At 48.7% G+C, this 17,519-nt stretch carries 19 protein-coding genes; 16 read left to right on the forward strand and 3 right to left on the reverse strand.

The window, feature by feature from the left end; translation table 11 throughout:
* The first annotated feature begins 50 nt into the window (after positions 1–50).
* From PTQ21_RS17100 to hrpB, 5 genes are all read left to right on the forward strand, one after another.
* Complete coding sequence (locus PTQ21_RS17100; RefSeq protein WP_072732442.1) at positions 51–2,141, forward strand: serine/threonine-protein kinase; 2,091 nt, start codon at positions 51–53, stop codon at positions 2,139–2,141.
* Between the two features lie 33 nt (positions 2,142–2,174).
* Positions 2,175–2,927 carry a vWA domain-containing protein gene (locus PTQ21_RS17105; protein WP_063566320.1) on the forward strand — a complete coding sequence of 251 codons (753 nt, stop codon included), beginning with the start codon at positions 2,175–2,177 and terminating at the stop codon, positions 2,925–2,927.
* 11 nt (positions 2,928–2,938) lie between these two features.
* Entirely contained in the window at positions 2,939–3,781 is an 843-nt protein-coding gene (locus PTQ21_RS17110; protein WP_274566441.1) for a hypothetical protein, read from the forward strand.
* 189 nt (positions 3,782–3,970) lie between these two features.
* On the forward strand, positions 3,971–4,777 hold the full coding sequence (locus PTQ21_RS17115; RefSeq protein ID WP_063566319.1) for an SDR family oxidoreductase: 807 nt from the start codon (positions 3,971–3,973) through the stop codon (positions 4,775–4,777).
* A 178-nt stretch (positions 4,778–4,955) separates the two neighbouring features.
* Positions 4,956–7,472 carry an ATP-dependent helicase HrpB gene (hrpB, locus tag PTQ21_RS17120; protein ID WP_274566442.1) on the forward strand — a complete coding sequence of 839 codons (2,517 nt, stop codon included), beginning with the start codon at positions 4,956–4,958 and terminating at the stop codon, positions 7,470–7,472.
* On the opposite strand, the gene PTQ21_RS17125 is transcribed toward hrpB, so the two are convergent.
* The gene (locus PTQ21_RS17125; RefSeq protein ID WP_274566443.1) at positions 7,456–7,608 is read right to left on the reverse strand and encodes a hypothetical protein; all 153 of its coding nucleotides are present in this window, start codon (positions 7,606–7,608) and stop codon (positions 7,456–7,458) included. The two genes, hrpB and PTQ21_RS17125, sit on opposite strands and share 17 nt — an antisense overlap.
* Positions 7,609–7,729: 121 nt before the next feature.
* On the opposite strand from PTQ21_RS17125, the gene PTQ21_RS17130 reads away from it, so the two are divergent.
* Positions 7,730–8,332 carry a general stress protein gene (locus tag PTQ21_RS17130; protein ID WP_274566444.1) on the forward strand — a complete coding sequence of 201 codons (603 nt, stop codon included), beginning with the start codon at positions 7,730–7,732 and terminating at the stop codon, positions 8,330–8,332.
* A gap of 140 nt (positions 8,333–8,472) precedes the next feature.
* Here PTQ21_RS17130 and PTQ21_RS17135 read toward each other — a convergent pair whose 3' ends face one another.
* Positions 8,473–8,883: a YidH family protein gene (locus PTQ21_RS17135; RefSeq protein WP_063563228.1), complete on the reverse strand. Its 411-nt coding sequence runs from the start codon at positions 8,881–8,883 to the stop codon at positions 8,473–8,475.
* A 61-nt stretch (positions 8,884–8,944) separates the two neighbouring features.
* Here PTQ21_RS17135 and PTQ21_RS17140 point away from each other — a divergent pair, with 61 nt between their 5' ends.
* From PTQ21_RS17140 to PTQ21_RS17170, 7 genes are all read left to right on the forward strand, one after another.
* Entirely contained in the window at positions 8,945–10,090 is a 1,146-nt protein-coding gene (locus PTQ21_RS17140; protein ID WP_274566446.1) for an acyltransferase, read from the forward strand.
* Positions 10,091–10,425: 335 nt separating this feature from the next.
* Positions 10,426–10,800 (forward strand): replication termination protein, encoded by a 375-nt coding sequence (locus tag PTQ21_RS17145; protein WP_063563231.1) that lies wholly within the window; start codon positions 10,426–10,428, stop codon positions 10,798–10,800.
* Positions 10,801–10,802: 2 nt separating this feature from the next.
* Positions 10,803–11,810, forward strand: coding sequence for a Gfo/Idh/MocA family protein (locus tag PTQ21_RS17150; RefSeq protein WP_090949178.1), 1,008 nt, complete (start codon positions 10,803–10,805; stop codon positions 11,808–11,810).
* 288 nt (positions 11,811–12,098) lie between these two features.
* Complete coding sequence (locus tag PTQ21_RS17155; protein WP_064639004.1) at positions 12,099–12,539, forward strand: ribonuclease; 441 nt, start codon at positions 12,099–12,101, stop codon at positions 12,537–12,539.
* A 12-nt stretch (positions 12,540–12,551) separates the two neighbouring features.
* Positions 12,552–12,827, forward strand: a complete 276-nt coding sequence (locus PTQ21_RS17160) for a barstar family protein (RefSeq protein WP_072732447.1) — start codon at positions 12,552–12,554, stop codon at positions 12,825–12,827.
* 188 nt (positions 12,828–13,015) lie between these two features.
* Positions 13,016–14,302, forward strand: coding sequence for an MFS transporter (locus PTQ21_RS17165; protein ID WP_274566449.1), 1,287 nt, complete (start codon positions 13,016–13,018; stop codon positions 14,300–14,302).
* A gap of 110 nt (positions 14,303–14,412) precedes the next feature.
* Positions 14,413–15,096: an ArsR/SmtB family transcription factor gene (locus tag PTQ21_RS17170; RefSeq protein ID WP_063563236.1), complete on the forward strand. Its 684-nt coding sequence runs from the start codon at positions 14,413–14,415 to the stop codon at positions 15,094–15,096.
* A 155-nt stretch (positions 15,097–15,251) separates the two neighbouring features.
* Here PTQ21_RS17170 and PTQ21_RS17175 read toward each other — a convergent pair whose 3' ends face one another.
* A complete protein-coding gene (locus PTQ21_RS17175; RefSeq protein ID WP_063563237.1) occupies positions 15,252–15,818 on the reverse strand; it encodes a TraR/DksA C4-type zinc finger protein in 567 nt (188 codons plus the stop codon).
* Positions 15,819–16,023: 205 nt separating this feature from the next.
* Between PTQ21_RS17175 and PTQ21_RS17180 the strand changes: the two genes are divergently transcribed.
* From PTQ21_RS17180 to PTQ21_RS17190, 3 genes are all read left to right on the forward strand, one after another.
* On the forward strand, positions 16,024–16,401 hold the full coding sequence (locus PTQ21_RS17180; protein ID WP_024630343.1) for a DivIVA domain-containing protein: 378 nt from the start codon (positions 16,024–16,026) through the stop codon (positions 16,399–16,401).
* A 62-nt stretch (positions 16,402–16,463) separates the two neighbouring features.
* Positions 16,464–16,895: an Rrf2 family transcriptional regulator gene (locus tag PTQ21_RS17185; protein ID WP_063563238.1), complete on the forward strand. Its 432-nt coding sequence runs from the start codon at positions 16,464–16,466 to the stop codon at positions 16,893–16,895.
* Between the two features lie 36 nt (positions 16,896–16,931).
* Complete coding sequence (locus PTQ21_RS17190) at positions 16,932–17,429, forward strand: metallophosphoesterase family protein (protein ID WP_063563239.1); 498 nt, start codon at positions 16,932–16,934, stop codon at positions 17,427–17,429.
* Positions 17,430–17,519: the final 90 nt, after the last annotated feature.

Here is a 17,519-nt window from a genome sequence, read left to right on the forward strand (position 1 = left end):
ACACCCGGTTTTTGTTGCACTATGACAGAATGACAGAGAGAGGGATGAGCATGTCTTTTCAACCAAATCCCGGGGATGAAGTGGTGATTAACGACATTGCCTATATCATTGGGCAGCATCCGGCTGCACCTGGTCTGGCTTACGCCCAAGCTGGAAGGCAGGGTATCGTCTATCAGTTGTTACCCCGTAACGGTTCCGTAAGTGGGGCCAAAGCACTAAAAGTATTTTTCCCTAAATTCCGTATTCCGGCTATGGTGTATCAGTCTGAGCATATGGAGTCTTATAGTGAACTGCCAGGTTTGCAGGTATGCAAGCGTGATGTGCTCACTCCGGAAAGAAACGGAGCGCTCATTGGAGAACATCCTGATCTGTTGTACGCGGTATTGATGCCGTGGGTACATGGTCTGACCTGGTTCGATGTAATCAGCGATCAGAAGCAGCTGACAGCAGAGGAAAGTCTGAAGCTGGCGAGAGCTCTGGCCGGGATCGGCTCGGCCATGGAACAGCGTGGGCTGGCTCATTGTGATTTGTCCGCACCCAATGTGATGATTCCGTTTTTTTCCGAAGTGGAGAACCTGAGAGGGGTTTCAGCAGTTGAACTGGTAGATGTTGAGCAGATGTATGGTTCCAGAATGGATCGTCCGGATGCTTTGCTTGCCGGTTCACCGGGGTATGCGGCCCATCGGACAGTGCACAGCGGTTTGTGGAGTGCGTATGCCGATCGTTTTGCCGGAGCAGTTATCATTGCTGAGATGTTAAGTTGGTCTGATGCAGCGATTGTGGAGAAAGCATGGGGAGAAAGTTATTTTGACCAGCACGAAATGCAGACAGTAAATGAACGTTATTATGCCATGAGAGAGTCGCTGCAGAAGCGCTGGGGCTCGAAGGTGTCCGATCTGTTTATTCGTGCCTGGGAGAGTCATGATCTCAGCAGTTGCCCTACGTTTGGCGAATGGTTTGTGGCGCTGGCTGCTGTGGACATCCATCTGGCAAGTGCAGCATCTGTTGTAGAATCTGAAGTCAAGGCTTCAGACCAGATAAATGCAGTCGAGACGAACCAGATCAAAGGGACAGGAGCAGCAAGCGGTATAGCGGATAAGCAGGGAAATACGGATCAGAACGTGCCCGCTGTGGAACCTTCTCCTGGTCAGGAAGCGGTAGTGAATCGTCTCTTCCTTCAGGCGAGAGCATTGGAGAATGAAGGCAAACCGGCTGCTGCGCTCGAAGTGTATCGTTCACTACATCATTTCATTCCGGATAACAGTGCGATGCAGATGGAAGTTGAGGCTGCGATTCAAGAGCTGGACGCGAAGCTAAATCCCAAGCATGATGATGCAGCTCAGCCAGCCAAGATTCCTTTTTACCGATCCAAAAAGTTTATGATTTCTTCGGCTGTGCTGATTGTTCTGTTAGCTGGAAGCGTGCCAACGGTTAAAATATTGGCTGATCAGGCCGAGGTTAAACAGAAGGAGCAGGAGGCGGCTGCCAAGCAGGCCGAACTAAAGGCTGCGGAAGAGGCCGAAGCTGCGAGGGTGACTGCTCTGAAGCAGCAGGAAGAAGAAAAGAAACAAAAAGAAGCAGATGCGGCGAAACTTGATGCAGAGGAAAAGAAAAAGCTGGCTGAAGCGGAGAAAAAGCAGGCAGAGGCCAAGAAGAAAGAAGAAGAGCGTAAAGCGCTTCAGGCCAAGTATGATAAGCAAGCGAAATATGAGGCTTATCTGGCCAAGCAGAAACAAGAGAAGCTTGAAGCAGCCAAGAAGGCTGAACAGGAAAAGTACGACAAACAGGTAAAATATGAAGCCTATCTAGTCTGGAAAAAAGAAAATGACGCTAAAATTGCGAAGCAGGAAGCCGAGCGTAAGGCAGCAGCCGAGGCTCAACGCAAACAGGAAGTAGCCCAGAAAGCTGCGCTCAAGAAAAAACGTGCCCAGAATGTCGTCACACTGATTGCCCATTACAATAAAACGTATAATGCGCAAAAAGGCAGAAAAATTGAGAATGCGGAATCATACGCGCGTGATTTCAAAAATCTGTACAACACCGACGCGACCTATTTCAAAGGTGTCGGTAAAGTGGCAGCACGAATGAATGCGATCAATAAATTCCTAAGCAATACGGATTATACATTACCCAACTTGTAAAATAATGGGAACGACGGAGGTGACACATCCCAGATGAACTACACAATTCAAGCATCCCAGCGCACACCTGCACTGATTATCTATTTAATTGATATTAGCGCCTCCATGAATATGGTTCTGGACAACCGTCGGCGGATTGATGTCGTCTATGATGCCTTATCTCTGGCTATTCGCCAAATGGTGTTTCGTTCGACCAAGGGAAACCGATTGACACCCCGTTACAGGATCGCGATTCTGGCATACAGCGATGATGTGTACGATCTGTTGAACGGGATTAAGGGCATCGACGAGATTGCTGCTGTGGGTTCGTTGCCGGACTTAACGCCGAAAAGATTCTCGGATTCAGCGAAGGCTTTCCTGCAAGCCGAGAAGATTCTACAGGCTGAAATTCCCAATATGCAAGATTGTCCTGCGCCGCTTGTATGTCATATGACTGATGGGGTAGCTACAGGTGAAGATCCGGAGCCTATTGCCAAAAGAATTATGGGTATGAGTGTGCCTGATGGCAATGTACTCGTCGAGAATATTTTTATATCCGATCATCTGCTGGAAGGCCCTATTTCGGAGCCCCGAAGATGGAAGGGAATATCCCAGGAGACGGTCCTTCAGGATGAACATGGGGAGAAGCTGCGCAATATGTCCTCGGTTCTGCCGGAAAGTTATCGTGAAATGCTGGTTGAGGCAGATTATTTGCTTTCACCTGGTGCACTGATGATGCTTCCTGGTACTTGTGCAGAACTGGTATCCATCGGGTTTCAGATGTCCGCTGCTACGCCTGTGAGATAGGAGGGGAAATCATGAGAGCGATGCGTTTGGCAACATTGTCTGCTGGAGATAAGGGAAGCCGTGCGGACCATTATCAGAGCAACTTTCGCTATGTGAGTGTCCAGACGGGGGAACAGCCGTTGACCCGTTATCAAGGTACATTCAAGTGCAGGTACGGTTATGGAAGAGCGGCGGAGACCGTTAATCAGGGAGACACCGGACAGGATTTTGCTGCTGTTCGCATGAATGGTAATGTGTGTACTTTCGTATTATGTGATGGGGTAGGCATGAGTTACCTTGGTGATTTTGCTGCACGCTTTCTGGGAAACGCCTTGTTGGAGTGGCTGGAAACGACTCAGTATCCTTCTTTGGATGTTATGGAACGTCTGCTTCATGATTTGACCAGTCCGGCATCCGAACAGCTGGAGAAGTTGCAACCTTTGGAAAATTCGCCTGTACTGCTGCGGGAAGTGCTGATGGAGAAGCGGAGCAAGGGAAGTCAGGCCATGTATGTGTGTGGACGCATCGAGCTCACGGAAGGCAATCGAAAAAGCAAGGTGTGGCTAGCCTGGCAGGGGGACTCCCGCATCCGTCTTTGGCGTAACGGTCAGGAGGAATCGGCAGCATTTCAGGTGAACTGCCTTACGAATGAACGTTGGTCTACACTGGAGGGTCCGGTTGGTGGCAAACCGCATATCTATGAGGCTAAACTGTCTGCCAATGAAGTAGTTCGTCTTCAACTGTACACGGATGGCCTGAATGACCTAGATGCGATTCAGGCTTATATACCGGATGAGCACATCCAGGTACTGCTGGATGCCAGACATACGGGTGGGCTTGAAGATGATGCCGCTTTCATTGAGCTGGAATGGTGAGATCGGGTGAAGCATTACAGGATGATCTAATCATGCTGCTAAAAATGGTGAGCATCACCTACGAAAAAACTTGTCCGTATTGATTTAAAAGACACTCTTTTTGGGTAATCTTGTGAAGAATCTACTTACAGATATTGCATGAACGTACATTCTTACATAATTACTGAGCGAGAAGGAGTGGAATGGATAATGACACAACATAACGGCAAGTCTCGGTTCGAAGGCAAAGTCGCCATTATTACTGGTGCTGGTTCGGGAATTGGCAAAGCGGCAGCGCTCAAACTGGCGAGTGAGGGAGCACATGTTGCGCTGCTTGATCTGGTTAATGATCGGATTTCGGAGACGGAAGCCGAAATTAATAAGCTGCGTGCAGGTGCGGCAAGAGCTTTCGATGTAGATATTTCCGATCCTGCCCGGGTGGAAAAAGCAGTCCTGGAGACCATCGAATTGTTCGGTGGTCTGGATATCGTTTTTGCCAACGCAGGTATTAATGGCGTATCGGCACCAATTGAGGAAATTCAGGTTGAGGATTGGCAGCAGATTATTACGACGAATCTGAACGGGACTTTTTTTACGATCAAATATGCACTGCCTCATATGAAGAAACGTGGTGGCGGCAGTATCATTATCACGAGCTCCATTAACGGTAATCAGCGCTTCTCCAGCTTCGGCATGTCGGCGTACAGTACATCTAAGGCGGGGCAAGTTGCTTTTGCGAAGATGGCTGCGCTGGAATTGGCGAAGTTCAAGATTCGTGTCAATGTCATCTGTCCTGGAGCGATTGCAACGAATATTGACCAAAGTACGGTCAAAACGGATGAGTTGCAGCAAATTGTCATTCCAATGGAATTCCCGGAAGGCCAGCAACCGCTTGCGGACGGACCGGGTCAGCCAGAGCACGTCGCTGATCTGGTAGCGTTCCTGGCTTCTGCGGAGTCCAGACATATCACAGGTGCGGAAATTGTCATTGACGGTGCAGAGTCGCTGCTGAGCTAAATGAGCATTTTGTATTCATCCATAGAGCTACTTTCAATCAGCGTTTTGAGCGAGTTAAATGGAAGGATGTAAAATGTTGAAATGGATGTATGTATGAAGTCGTTCCTCTGGAACGGCTTTTTTTGTTATAATGCTAACATTCGAATAGACACGTGGAACATTAATTAGGAGAGATGAGATGAAGACGGATTTACCGATACAACAGATTATTCCTGAACTAAGGCAGTTATTTCAGGCGAAGGATACAGGTGTGTTAATTGCGGAGCCGGGTGCGGGTAAAACGACCGTAGTACCGCTGGCACTGCTGGAGGAGCCATGGGTTACTGGACGGAAAATCATTATGCTGGAGCCCCGCAGACTCGCCGCTCGCTCGGCAGCTGCACGAATGGCAGCTTCACTAGGTGAAAAAGCAGGACAGACCGTAGGGTATCGGGTGCGGATGGATACGCGTGTAAGTCAATCCACTCGCATAGAAGTGGTGACGGAGGGTGTATTGACCCGGATGCTTCAACAGGACCAGGGCCTGGAAGACACGGCGATGATTATCTTTGATGAATTTCATGAGCGGCATCTGCATGGTGACCTTGGTCTGGCGCTTGCGCTTGAATCCCGGGCCATGCTGCGTCCTGATCTGAAACTGCTGGTGATGTCGGCCACGCTGGACCCTGTTCCTGTCTGTGCGCTGCTTGGTGAGGGGACGAGATGGATTGCCTGTCCTGGACGAACGTTTCCGGTGGAAACCCGATATGTATCCAAACCGGTATCCGAGCAGATCGAGACTTTTACAGCTCAGGCTGTTGTTAAGGCACTGGAAGAACAGGAAGGGGATGTGCTAGTTTTCCTACCGGGTGCAAAAGAAATCCATCGCACAGAGCGAGAGCTGTCAAACCTCATGCTTCCTGCTTATGTTCAGGTACATACACTATATGGCAGCATGCCTGTAGAACGGCAGGATGAAGCTGTGCGACCCGCAGATGAAGGTAAACGGAAGGTTGTACTGTCCACGTCCATTGCTGAATCCAGTCTTACCTTGGCTGGAGTTAAAGTCGTGGTGGATGCGGGACTGAGCCGTGCCTCGGTATTCTCGCCGCGGACCGGCATGAGTCGGCTCGTCACCCTGCCGGTGTCCAAGGCGTCAGCCGATCAGCGGCGGGGGCGCGCGGGGCGAATTGCACCGGGCGTGTGTTACCGGCTATGGAGCGAAGAGGCCCATGGCGTACTGCCTGATGCAGCAAAGCCGGAGATTGCCTCCGCGGACCTTGCGCCGCTGGCGCTGGAGCTTGCCGCCTGGGGTGTCCAGTCCCCTGCAGAGCTGCAGTGGCTGGACACCCCACCTGCCGCAGCCTACGGCCAGGCACAGGCGCTGCTGCGCCAGCTGGGCGGCCTGGACGAGGCAGGCCGCATCACGCCCTTCGGGCGGCGGATGAACACGCTTGGCGTGCATCCGCGACTGGCCAGCATGCTGCTCCGCGCGGCGGAGCTTGGGCTGGCCAGCTACGCCAGCATGCTGGCGGCACTGCTGCAGGAGCCTGCCGGCCTCCGCAGCAGTGGCAGTGCAGGCGCGGGCACCGATCTGCGCCCGCGCGTGGAAGCGCTGCTGACTGCGGACAGCAGCGGCATGCCACAAGCGGCAGCATCTGTCGCAGACGGTGCTGCCGTGCGGCGCATGCTCCAGGAGAGCCGCCAGCTGCGCTCGGCGCTCGGCCCGGCGGCCGATCCGGTACGGCCGGATGAGGACAGCTGCGGATGGCTGCTGTCCTTCGCTTATCCGGACCGGATCGGGCAACGCCGGGAGGACGGCCGCTATCTGCTGAGCAGCGGCCGCGGGGTACGGCTCGCAGCGACAGAATCGCTGAGCCGTTCAGCCTATCTGGTCGCAGCCGAAGCCGACGACCAGGGCGCGGATGCGCGCATCCTGCTGGCTGCGCCAGTGCAGGAGAAGAGATTGCTGGACTTTGGTCCACATCTGCTGCATGAAGAGGTTCAGGTGGCCTGGGATAGAAACACCCGCAGTGTGCGGGCACATAGAAGGCTGCGAATTGGAGCCATTACGTTGAAAGAGAACGGCATTGCACAGCCACCCGAAGATCAGGTGCTTGAAGCATTACTCTCGGGAATACGTATCGAAGGGCTGGATTGTTTGCCTTGGACAAAATCATCGCGACAGCTGGCGGACAGGATGCGCTTTTTACATTATCATTTGCCAGAATGGCCTGATCTCATCGAAGATCATCTGACCGAAGAACTGGCAGAACATCTCAGCCCTTTTCTGACAGGCATGAGATCTGCTGCGGATCTTAAGAAATTGTCGATGCAGGATGTGCTGCTCGGCGGACTCAGCTGGGAACAGCGACAGCAATTGGATCGTGAAGCGCCTACACATATTCAGGTGCCTAGTGGTTCACGTATCCCGGTGGACTATAGCCGACCTGAAGATCCTACGCTCGCGGTGAGACTGCAGGAGATGTTTGGACAGCAGGAGACCCCGCGTATTGGCGGTGGTCGAGTACCACTGACCATACATTTGCTTTCCCCGGCGCAGCGGCCTGTACAGGTCACACGAGATCTGGCGAACTTTTGGCGGGAAACTTATTTTGAGGTCAAGAAAGACTTGAAAGGTCGTTATCCCAAACATTATTGGCCGGATGACCCGCTGGAAGCGATTGCTACTAACCGAGCTAAACCACGAGTTTAGCTAGAATGTGTTTGCCAGCCTCGGTCTGAAAGTTGGGTCTGAACGTGCTCTGAATGAGCGAGTATGCGATCGGCGGATTAGGCGTTTTGAGCACTAACGAACCACGTGCAGGCCCTAGCGCGGTGACTCGCTGCATATCAATGGTCGGCCATCCTCCTAGGCCTTCAAGGATATGATATTGTGGTGGAAGCGTTTGAAAGAAAACAAAGCGGGTAATAACATAGCGAACCACTCAATTAGATGAGGAGGGATTCACTATGCAGAAGAAAATCGTAGGTGTGTTTAATACAGAACGTGAGGCATCATCCGCAATCGAGGGACTGAAAGCGCAAGGATTCACTTCAGACGAAATCTCGGTCGTCACACAGGATCGGGATGAACTGAAGGCCATTCGCGAAGAGACGGGTACAAAAGCACCCGAAGGTGTAGCTGCAGGTGCGGCAACAGGCGGGGTACTCGGCGGAGTAGCTGGATTGCTCGCTGGCATTGGGGCATTGGCGATTCCAGGCATAGGCCCTATTCTGGCGGCTGGTCCAATTGCCGCAGCATTCACTGGTGCCGCTGTAGGTGCAGGAGCAGGCGGACTTGTAGGTGGACTCGTGGGTCTCGGCATTCCGGAAGAGGATGCAAGACAGTATGAGGAATACGTGCAAAGTGGTAAAATCCTGCTACTCGTGGACTCTACGGATCGGGACACGGATGTTTATGACGTGTTCAGCAATAACAGTTATGTGAACCGGGACAGAATCGATGTCAATCGGGATGATGTTACGGTTGAGCGCACGGATCACGATATGGAAAATCAAAGATTGGAAGCTCGGGATAAGGCCGCTCGACTTGGCAACAATACTTTTCTATAATAAATCGGATCACCAAAGACAGGATTCTTCAACTGGAATGATATATGTGAACCACCAGGTGGTCATCAGCCGGTTTCCTTAGAGGAAGCCGGCTTTTGTTCCTGTGTATGATGCATAAATGAACGTCAGAGGTTCAGGTGTTAAACCTGCCAAGCAGGGAATAACAATACATACAGTAATACGGCCAGGGCCAGTCCAATCACCAGCAACATCAGTGTCAGGAACCGAATTAATTTCGTGGATGCCTGGAATGTTTGTGAATTAATCTGATTGCGTTTTCGGTGGTAAGCGGCTGCAGAACACAGGATGATCAGAATGCCGCTGACTAAGGAAGTAATACCAATGATGATTGCTGCGATATGGGCCATCCGATCATAGGCCGTTGAACTGAAGCCGAAGCCAGCTGCGAGAAAGCCAATGCCAACCATGGCAATGCCGGTACGAACCCAAGCCAGAAAGGTCCGCTCGTTAGCCAGATGCTGTTGTACATATTTAGAGTCAATGGTAGTTATGTCTTGGTCTGTATCTGAGATGTGAATCACCCCGTTCATCAATATATGGCTTCATTGTACGTCGTTTTCATGGCAAAACCAAGAAAGGAGGCTGTTTGTTATGCCTCGTAAAGAACGAATTACAGAGATCGAGAGTCTGAGGGGAATTGCTTTTGCGGCGGTCGTCCTTCAGCATTCCATAGCACATTATTCCCTGGTCCCAGAAGCGGGACTGGAAGATGGCGTATTGCTCGCCATCCTGCTGATGCTGTCCAAATTTGCAGTACCTCTATTTATTTTTATCACAGGCATGGTGCTTTTCTATAATACAGGAGACAAGTTGAATTATGGTCGTTTCATGCAAAAGCGATTAACCGATGTAATCGTCCCCTATATTATTTGGTCACTGATCTACTTCACACTCGCGCCTCGCGGCTGGAACGGATTTGGTTGGCAGGATATTCCTGACCTTGGTTTAAAATTAATCACGGGTAAGACGAGCTCGCATTTTTGGTACATTATTATGCTTATTCAGTTTTATCTGTTGTTTCCCCTGTTTTTGCGGGCAATCCGTTATGTCTATAACCGATATGAGGCGAAGGGGCGCACAATAGCTCTTCTGATTTCCGGTGTGGTGTACCTTGTGCTCGCGGATCAATTGCGAAATATCGCCAGGTTCATGGAATGGTTGAATGTCCCGGTGCTGACCGATGCCTTTACAACCTATGCCGATCGAAATTTTCTGTATTTCTTTTTTTATTTTGTGCTTGGTGCGGCAGCCGGGCTATCGGTTCAACGCTGGAATGAGTGGATTCAACGTTTGCGCTGGGGATATTGGACCGTGTTTATAGTCCTTGGTCTTCGGTTTATATATAAGTTAATGCAAGAGTTCCAGAAGCCGGAGGGCATACAGATTACATTCTATACCGTCAGTCTCATCCGGCCGGATATGATCTTATTCCTCATTGCTTCCATCATGGTGATGTACCAGCTGGCTGGCAAGCTCCACAATATCAGAGTAACACGATTGCTGGCGTGGATTGGCGGGGTTTCGTACGGGGGCTACCTGATGCACATGCTGATGTTGCGCTACAGCTACATTCCGGATGAACAGTTTTATGTGGCATTGGGTTTAAACCCCGTAGTGCGCATGATCATCACCTGGCTGCTGGCGCTTACGTTATCCTGCGTACTCACATGGCTCATCTCTCGCGTAAGCTGGGGCAAGTGGATTGTGGGAACTGTACCGAAGTCCAAACCTGATTAACAGGTGAATACATCATTATATGAAAAATTCAGAACAACAGTGAGTTGAAGGCCGATAAAGAGGACCGATAAAAATGAAGGCAGTAACCTGAAAAAAAAGTGACGCCAATACCACGACGAACACTTTTGAAATAAATTTTAAAATTTTATTACCTGAAAAATTCATAACAGAAAACTTCAAATCCCGCTCTACCTTACGTTTCTGCCTATCCATCATTTCTCCTTCTTGCCTTCCAACGCCCATGGATTAAAGGGAGAAGGACGGATAAAGATGGCAGAAGGGGAACATAAGTTTTATAATACTAGATATATAGAGCTGACAGGAGGGGAATGAACGTGGCTTTTATGATTGCGCAGCGGGCATTTATTAAGCTGTATCTGATTACGATGGTTGAACAGCATAGGGGATACGGCTATGAAATGCTGGAGGCAATGAAGCAGGAATTCAAAGCCTACGGTTATGTACCACCCCAGAGCGAGATATACCGGGCGCTGCATGAATTGGTTCAACAGGGTGTCTTTTATCGGACAAAGAAGCTGAAGGGCAGTGATCCCAAAGTCGATTTTCAGGAAATCGTTTTATATCACTTCACGGATGATGGTGCGGAGAAAGCTGAATTATATAAAAAACAGGTTAAGGCCGATCTCGATCGTTGTCTCGGCATGTTACACAAGGCAGAAGAGGACAATTACGGAGTGAAAGGAAGATAAGCATGGACAGACACTTACAGTGGGGAGTACTTGGTACATCCACAATCGCGAAAAATGCAGTCATTCCGGCGATTCAACAATCCGAACGGGGTGAGGTCTTGGCGATAGCCAGCCGCAGCAAGGAGAAGGCGGAAGCTCTTGCGAATGAACTCGACATTGCCAGAGCGTATGGCAGCTATGATGAACTCATTGCGGACCCGGATATTGAAGCTGTGTATATTCCTCTGCCGAACCATATGCATAAGGAGTGGACGATTAAGGCTGCTCAGGCTGGAAAACATGTATTATGTGAGAAACCGGCTGCTCTGAATTCAGAAGAAGCGGCGGAAATGATTGAGGTATGTCAACAGCACGGCGTACTGTTTGCAGAAGCCATCATGTATCGATACCATCCAAAGCACAGACGTGTGCAAGAGATAATAGCCAGTGGAGAGATTGGTACGGTCAGAGCCCTCCATGGCAATTTCACCTGCAATACCGCTGAGGATAAAGACAATGTAAGGTTCAAAAGGGAGATGGGCGGAGGATCATTATTTGATCTTGGCGTATATCCAATCTCGGCAGCCCGCATGTATCTGGGGCAGGAGCCGGAAGCGGTAACGGTACACGCTCTTTTTTCGGAAGAACATGATGGCGTCGATATGATGGCTTCAGGACTTGTGGAGTTTCCCAATTCAGTAGCATTAACGTTTGACTGCGGCATGTGGGCCTCTGGAAGAGCCGAGATGGAGATTCTCGGTACCGATGGGCGGATTGAACTTCCTAAGGTGTTCGGCTGGGAGAATAGTGATATTCCACCACAGATTATCGTGCACACCGATTCCGTCAGCCGTGAGGAACGTGTATCGGTATCCAACTCCTATGTTTTGCAGGTGGAGACTTTTGCAGCCGCAGTGCTTGAAGGAAAAGCGCTACCGTTCAGTCCGCAAAATACCATTCAGAATATGCGTGTCATTGATGCATGCCTAGAATCGGCGCGAACCCGTCAACGGGTGCAATTAGTGGATTAAAGCAGGAGCTAACATGCTAGCATGATAGATGATAGGAAATGATCGAAATGGCAGACTCCATCCCCCGGGATGTGAGTCTTTTTTTATATTTAAATGTTATATTTATATATTTTTACAAAAATAGCAGTTGAATTTGATCTTTCCTCCAAAATGATGTGATATAAATAGTAAATAGATGGCTTGTTCACTATAATCTAGCAGAACGTACATCCTGGCAGAATTCACATCTCATATCACTTACATAGTGGCAACGTTCATCCATTTTAGAGTCATTGGGAGGCTGGATTTATGAAAAAGTTTTTGTCTACAGCTCTGTTAGCGGTTATGTTAACGATTGTTTTCTTCACAGGTTCACAGATCGCTCCGGTTGGACAGCAGAAGGCTTCAGCTGCAACGTGTACCATTATCAATACGTTTACTGGTGTAGCCAACTATCTCAGCGCCAACGGGCAACTGCCATGTAACTACATTACCAAAGCACAGGCAACGGCACTAGGCTGGGTTTCTTCTCAAGGCAACCTCGCTACGGTTGCTCCGGGCAAAAGTATCGGTGGAGACGTGTTTAGCAACCGGGAAGGCTTGCTTCCAGCAGCGAGTGGCCGTACTTGGCGTGAAGCGGATATCAACTACACTTCCGGTTTCCGTAATTCGGACCGCATCCTGTATTCCAGTGACGGCTTGATTTACAAAACGACAGACCACTACGCATCCTTTACTCGCTTGAAATAAGGAAGGACAGACATGAAGAGGGTAGTACTTAACGGTGAGGACTTTTACAGCACAACAGAACTGCATGAGCTATTGAAGCAAAAGCTTGAACTGCCAGACTTTTATGGTGCAAATCTGGACGCCTTGTGGGACTGCCTTACAGGCATGATTGAGCTGCCGCTTGAATTAACCTGGACGAACTACCAGAGCAGCAAGGAACGGCTGGGTAGTGAAGCAGAGAAGGTGTACCAGTTGATGCTGGAGGCAAAAGAAGAGAGTATCGGATTTCAATTCAAGACTGAGGACTAGTACATGAACTACGAATCATAGCAGCAAATTTTGGTGCAAAGAGAACAGACCATTCGGTCTGTTTTTTTGTGTTTATAGGGATATACACAACGTTAAAAATATTTTCACGAAAGGGTTGATTTTCGCATATCATACGTTAAAATAAAATTAACATTAAAAATATTTTCACGTTGAAAGGCGGAGTAATCATGAGCGAAGGTACAGTCGCACGCAAACAAGGGATCGGGGAATTAATTCGGATTAAACCGTATGTGCAGTTTATGGTGAGCAAGGTAGTATCCAGATTCGGCGATTCGATTGATTCCATTGCCTATAGCTGGATGGTGTACATTTTGACAGGTTCAAAGCTGCTGATGGGAACACTGCTGGCAGTTAACTTTTTGCCAAGTATCTTTCTGGGGCTGTTTGTCGGCGCACTGGTTGATCGCATGTCGCCCAAAAAGGTGATTGTGCTCACGAATACTGGTCGAGGCTTATTTGTTGGCATTACAGCACTATTATTTGGTCTGGGTGAGCTGCAAGTCTGGCATCTGTTCGTCATCACCATTCTGAATTCCCTTCTGGAATGTTTCGCGTCACCCGCTGAGGTATCCACTGTACCGCGATTACTTCCCAAATCAATGCTGCTGTCTGGTAATGCCATGGCATCATCTGCAACCCGGGTTGCAGAACTCGCAGGACTTGCAGTGGCGGGAACGTTAATTGCAACGGCAGGGATCACGTGGACGATATTGATAGATGCGGGCTTGTTTGCCTTAAGTGCACTCCTGATGAGCCGTGTGGGGTACCCGAAAACCTCAACATCACCTAACAATGATAATACGTCATTTGATTCATCTGATTCTCCTCCAGCAAGAAAAAGTATATTCTCTGAAATGACAGAAGCCTTTCATTTTATGCGTAAACATGTGTTGTTACTGATCGTCTCCATTCTGTTCGCCTTTGTTAACTTTTGTCTGATGCCATTCAATGTTCTTCGCACGCCATATGTCATTGAAACGTTGCACGCCGGAGCGGGAGGTTTAAGTCTACTCAGTGGGCTGATTGTGGCAGGCATGGTACTGAGTGGCTTGTGGCTGTCTCATCGAGGATCGAATTACCGTAAAAGTGTGCTGGTCATTGTAGGTATTGTCATGTTGGGGCTCAGTTATGCCATGACCGCACTCCCGGCTTACATGACGTCCTACCAGCTGCCTGTTGCTGCTGTCTTTTGTCTGATGATGGGTATGGGGATTCCACTTGCTACAACACCCCTTGCGTCCTATCTCATGGAAGTTACGCCTTCCGAGATGCTTGGCAGAGTGTATGCCCTTCAAACTATGCTCGTCGTGAGTGTTGCTCCATTAGGTAGCTTGGTTTCAGGAGCCCTTGCCGATTGGGTGGCATTGCCGATTCTATTTATCGTGTTTGGTGTTTTGCTTGCCATGTCAGCCGTTTTGGTGCTTCTAAGCAAGACTTTCCGCACCGTTCTATAAAAAGGCTTCCTCAAACGTGTTATCGCTAGCCTGTTTTGACCGTAACCCTGTCCGGACGGTATAATATACACATGATGGGCAACAGGTACCCCGGAAATGAGGATACAGGTATGCAGCGCAAAGTACTTTCAACGATTGAAGAAATCAAGGTCTACTCCGATCCGTATCGGATACAGATCTTGAATATGTTTAATAAACAGGGCAGACCCTCTACGGTTAAAGAGATCGCAGACCAGATGGGCGAAGTGCCAGCCAAGGTACATTATCATGTGAAGAAACTGGAGAAAATCGGTCTGCTTACCATCGTATCCACTCGTGAAATTAATGGAATCATCGCCAAATATTATGAGCCCTTCAAGGGAGAAATCCAGCTCCGTAACGAAGATGAAGAGAACTCACCTTTGAAGGAGGTATTTCGTTCCGAAACCTTCAAATTGTTAAATGAAATGTTTGAGCAGAGCCGTCGGAGATTTATGAATCAGGCGGAAAACGGGGACCGTATGTTTATCTCAGATATGACGTTGTATGCTAGCCGGGAAGAAGTAGAGCAGTTGTACAACAACATTACGAAGATGTGTGAACCCTATTTAACGAAAGACAGGCATGATGCGGACCAAGAGGTCTTTCATTTATTCAGTTCCCTATCCAAAGATACGGTGAATAAGCCCGTTTCGGAAACCGCTGGGAAATTGAAAAAGAAGGCTTCACCCGATAAGGGCAAGTCTGTTGCGAAAACGTCAAGACCTGCTAAAAAGCAGAAGGAATCCTCGTCTGGTGGTCAGGCGGAAGAGTAATCGAAGCATATTCATCGTCATATTGAAGTTTCATCTGTGTAAAGATGATATGCCACCAAGAAAAAAGCCGCCATTGGCGGCTTTTTCATGCGTAATTTGGCATGATGGAAAACATGTACCTATTATTGCGAAAATGACCTTAATTCGTTCATAAACTACATGTTTTCATCATAATCTTTCACGTCACGTTTGGCTGCGGTTGCGGGGGAGTTCGATGTGCCATATTCCTCGACGGCTTCCCAGGCATCAGCGTTATCGAACTTGCCAGCATTGCGCTGTCTTACTTCTCCGGCACCGCTCGGCGGCATCGTCATGACTTGCTCCTCAACTGGCCGTTCGTTGCTTAACTCGCGGTTAGGCGTATCATCGATACAGTAGGCTGTGTAAGGGATCGCTTCGAGTCGTTCAAAAGGAATATCCTTACCACACGTCACACAGGAGCCATACGTTCCCTGTTCGATTCGCTCCAACGCTTCATTCACCTGATTGAACTCGTCGGTCAACGTATCATCTATCGCCAAGTCACGGCTTCGCTCAAACGTCTCCGTACCAGCATCTGCCGGGTGATTATCGTATGATGACAGCTCACCAGTTGAATCTTTCAGGGACTCGGCTGGAGCACCGTCTTCCATGCTGGATTCAAAATGGCGTTGTAGGTTTTCACGTTGTTCCAAAAGAGCGTTTTTCAGCTCTTGAAGTTGATCTTTGGTTAATGTACTCATAAGGACATGCTCCTTTCCCGCAATGGGGTTGTAGTCAGTCCTTACCCGAATTTCATAAGAAGCAATCAGTTTCGTGTGCAAAGAGGTTCGTTCGATTTTATATCTGACGGATAATGTGTTATAAAAAATATAGAGAGAAAATGCGGCGGTATCGAAGATCTTCTTGTGCTTACCGCGGCGCGTTTGATAATGGAGGGTTGTCAATATGGATGAGCATATGAAACGAAGATTGGACAAACAAAGACAATTGTTCAAGCAATTGGGCGTGCAGCTCGACGCTTTATCGATTCATGAAAAACAATTCAACTATAAACTTCGTGGTTATGATCCGGATGAGGTGGATGCCTATCTTGATTTGGTTATTAAAGATTACGAACGTTTCTATGCCAATATAGCGGATCTGATGGACAAGTGGCAAGAGCAGCAGTTAACGATTCGGGATCTGAAGTCGTCGGCGAAGCCAGTGGAAGATCCAACGAAGATTGATCGCAAACAACTGGATGATATTGTGAAACAATTGGAGTACAGCGTTCGGCAATTAAAAATCCGGGCACGCCCTGAACAGGACCTGTTCTCCGAGTAAGTCTACACATCCGGGATGATATAAAATTAGCATTATAATGCTGAAATAAAAGGTGGTTAATCATGAGTACTCATTTTTCGGTCAGTGTGCATTGTTTGTTGTTGTTGTCTTTCAGCGCGCCTGAACGAATCACTTCGGCACTGATTGCAGGTAGTGTGAATACCAACCCTGTCGTGGTCAGACGTATTCTCGGTGGGTTGAAAAAGGCAGGACTTGTGGACTCCTCACCAGGAACAAGAGGATTTTACCTCGCCAAACCCTCAAGCGAAATCACATTAGCCATGATCTATCAGGCTGCCAAGGATGAAGGGCCATTGTTTCCGATTCATGGTAACTGTAATCCGAATTGTGATGTTGGTCTTCGTATTGACAGCCTTCTGACCAATCTGTATCAGGTTGCCGAAGCAAAGGTGGAACAGTTCTTCGCATCCATTACTCTTGAAGATATGGAGCGTTCCTGTTCCCAGCTTGAAGTTCCATCACATGCCGAATAAAGCGTAATGTAAGGGAAAGGGAAGGTGTGCTGTACTATGAAAATTATTGTCATCTCGGACACTCATTTACCTCGAAGAGCACGTAAGTTACCCGATCCCTTGGTTGAGGCGCTATCAGATGCTGATCTGATTCTCCATGCCGGGGATTGGTCGGACTGGAGTGTACACAAGCTGCTCAGCGCTTACGCCCCCATTGAAGGTGTTGCAGGCAATACGGACCCGCCTGAAATAGGTCAAAAACTCGGGTTCTCCCGCATCGTTGAAGCGGACGGTTTGCGTCTTGGTCTTGTACATGGTCATCTGGGATCGAAGTCTACAGAGCAGAATGCGATTCACACTTTTGCAGGACAGCAGGTGGATGCTGTGATTTTTGGACATTCGCACATTCCAGTGATGCATACGGTCAATGATGTGCTGATATTTAATCCGGGCTCTCCTACGGATCGGCGCTTTCAGCCCCAATATTCTTTTGGTATCATGACTACAAATTTAGGGAAATTGCAGGCGGAACATGTTTTTTATGATGTAAAATAGAAGTTGCAAACCAGGCATCTCGAATCAGAAGGATCTTCTGTTATTCGGGGTGCTTTTTGTTATGTATGCATTCAAAAGGGAACTTGCAAG

This window comes from Paenibacillus marchantiae, from assembly GCF_028771845.1.
Classification (GTDB): Bacteria; Bacillota; Bacilli; order Paenibacillales; family Paenibacillaceae; genus Paenibacillus; species Paenibacillus marchantiae.

Bases quoted from the DNA above. Each gene is read 5' to 3' on its own strand.
- PTQ21_RS17110 (WP_274566441.1), top strand. From the start codon at position 2,939: ATGAGAGCGATGCGTTTGGCAACATTGTCTGCTGGAGATAAGGGAAGC.
- PTQ21_RS17185 (WP_063563238.1), top strand. From the start codon at position 16,464: ATGAGTACTCATTTTTCGGTCAGTGTGCATTGTTTGTTGTTGTTGTCT.
- hrpB (WP_274566442.1), top strand. From the start codon at position 4,956: ATGAAGACGGATTTACCGATACAACAGATTATTCCTGAACTAAGGCAG.
- PTQ21_RS17130 (WP_274566444.1), top strand. From the start codon at position 7,730: ATGCAGAAGAAAATCGTAGGTGTGTTTAATACAGAACGTGAGGCATCA.
- PTQ21_RS17155 (WP_064639004.1), top strand. From the start codon at position 12,099: ATGAAAAAGTTTTTGTCTACAGCTCTGTTAGCGGTTATGTTAACGATT.
- PTQ21_RS17135 (WP_063563228.1), bottom strand. From the start codon at position 8,883: ATGAACGGGGTGATTCACATCTCAGATACAGACCAAGACATAACTACC.
- PTQ21_RS17115 (WP_063566319.1), top strand. From the start codon at position 3,971: ATGACACAACATAACGGCAAGTCTCGGTTCGAAGGCAAAGTCGCCATT.
- PTQ21_RS17165 (WP_274566449.1), top strand. From the start codon at position 13,016: ATGAGCGAAGGTACAGTCGCACGCAAACAAGGGATCGGGGAATTAATT.
- PTQ21_RS17190 (WP_063563239.1), top strand. From the start codon at position 16,932: ATGAAAATTATTGTCATCTCGGACACTCATTTACCTCGAAGAGCACGT.
- PTQ21_RS17150 (WP_090949178.1), top strand. From the start codon at position 10,803: ATGGACAGACACTTACAGTGGGGAGTACTTGGTACATCCACAATCGCG.
- PTQ21_RS17160 (WP_072732447.1), top strand. From the start codon at position 12,552: ATGAAGAGGGTAGTACTTAACGGTGAGGACTTTTACAGCACAACAGAA.
- PTQ21_RS17125 (WP_274566443.1), bottom strand. From the start codon at position 7,608: ATGCAGCGAGTCACCGCGCTAGGGCCTGCACGTGGTTCGTTAGTGCTC.
- PTQ21_RS17100 (WP_072732442.1), top strand. From the start codon at position 51: ATGTCTTTTCAACCAAATCCCGGGGATGAAGTGGTGATTAACGACATT.
- PTQ21_RS17105 (WP_063566320.1), top strand. From the start codon at position 2,175: ATGAACTACACAATTCAAGCATCCCAGCGCACACCTGCACTGATTATC.
- PTQ21_RS17175 (WP_063563237.1), bottom strand. From the start codon at position 15,818: ATGAGTACATTAACCAAAGATCAACTTCAAGAGCTGAAAAACGCTCTT.
- PTQ21_RS17140 (WP_274566446.1), top strand. From the start codon at position 8,945: ATGCCTCGTAAAGAACGAATTACAGAGATCGAGAGTCTGAGGGGAATT.
- PTQ21_RS17170 (WP_063563236.1), top strand. From the start codon at position 14,413: ATGCAGCGCAAAGTACTTTCAACGATTGAAGAAATCAAGGTCTACTCC.
- PTQ21_RS17180 (WP_024630343.1), top strand. From the start codon at position 16,024: ATGGATGAGCATATGAAACGAAGATTGGACAAACAAAGACAATTGTTC.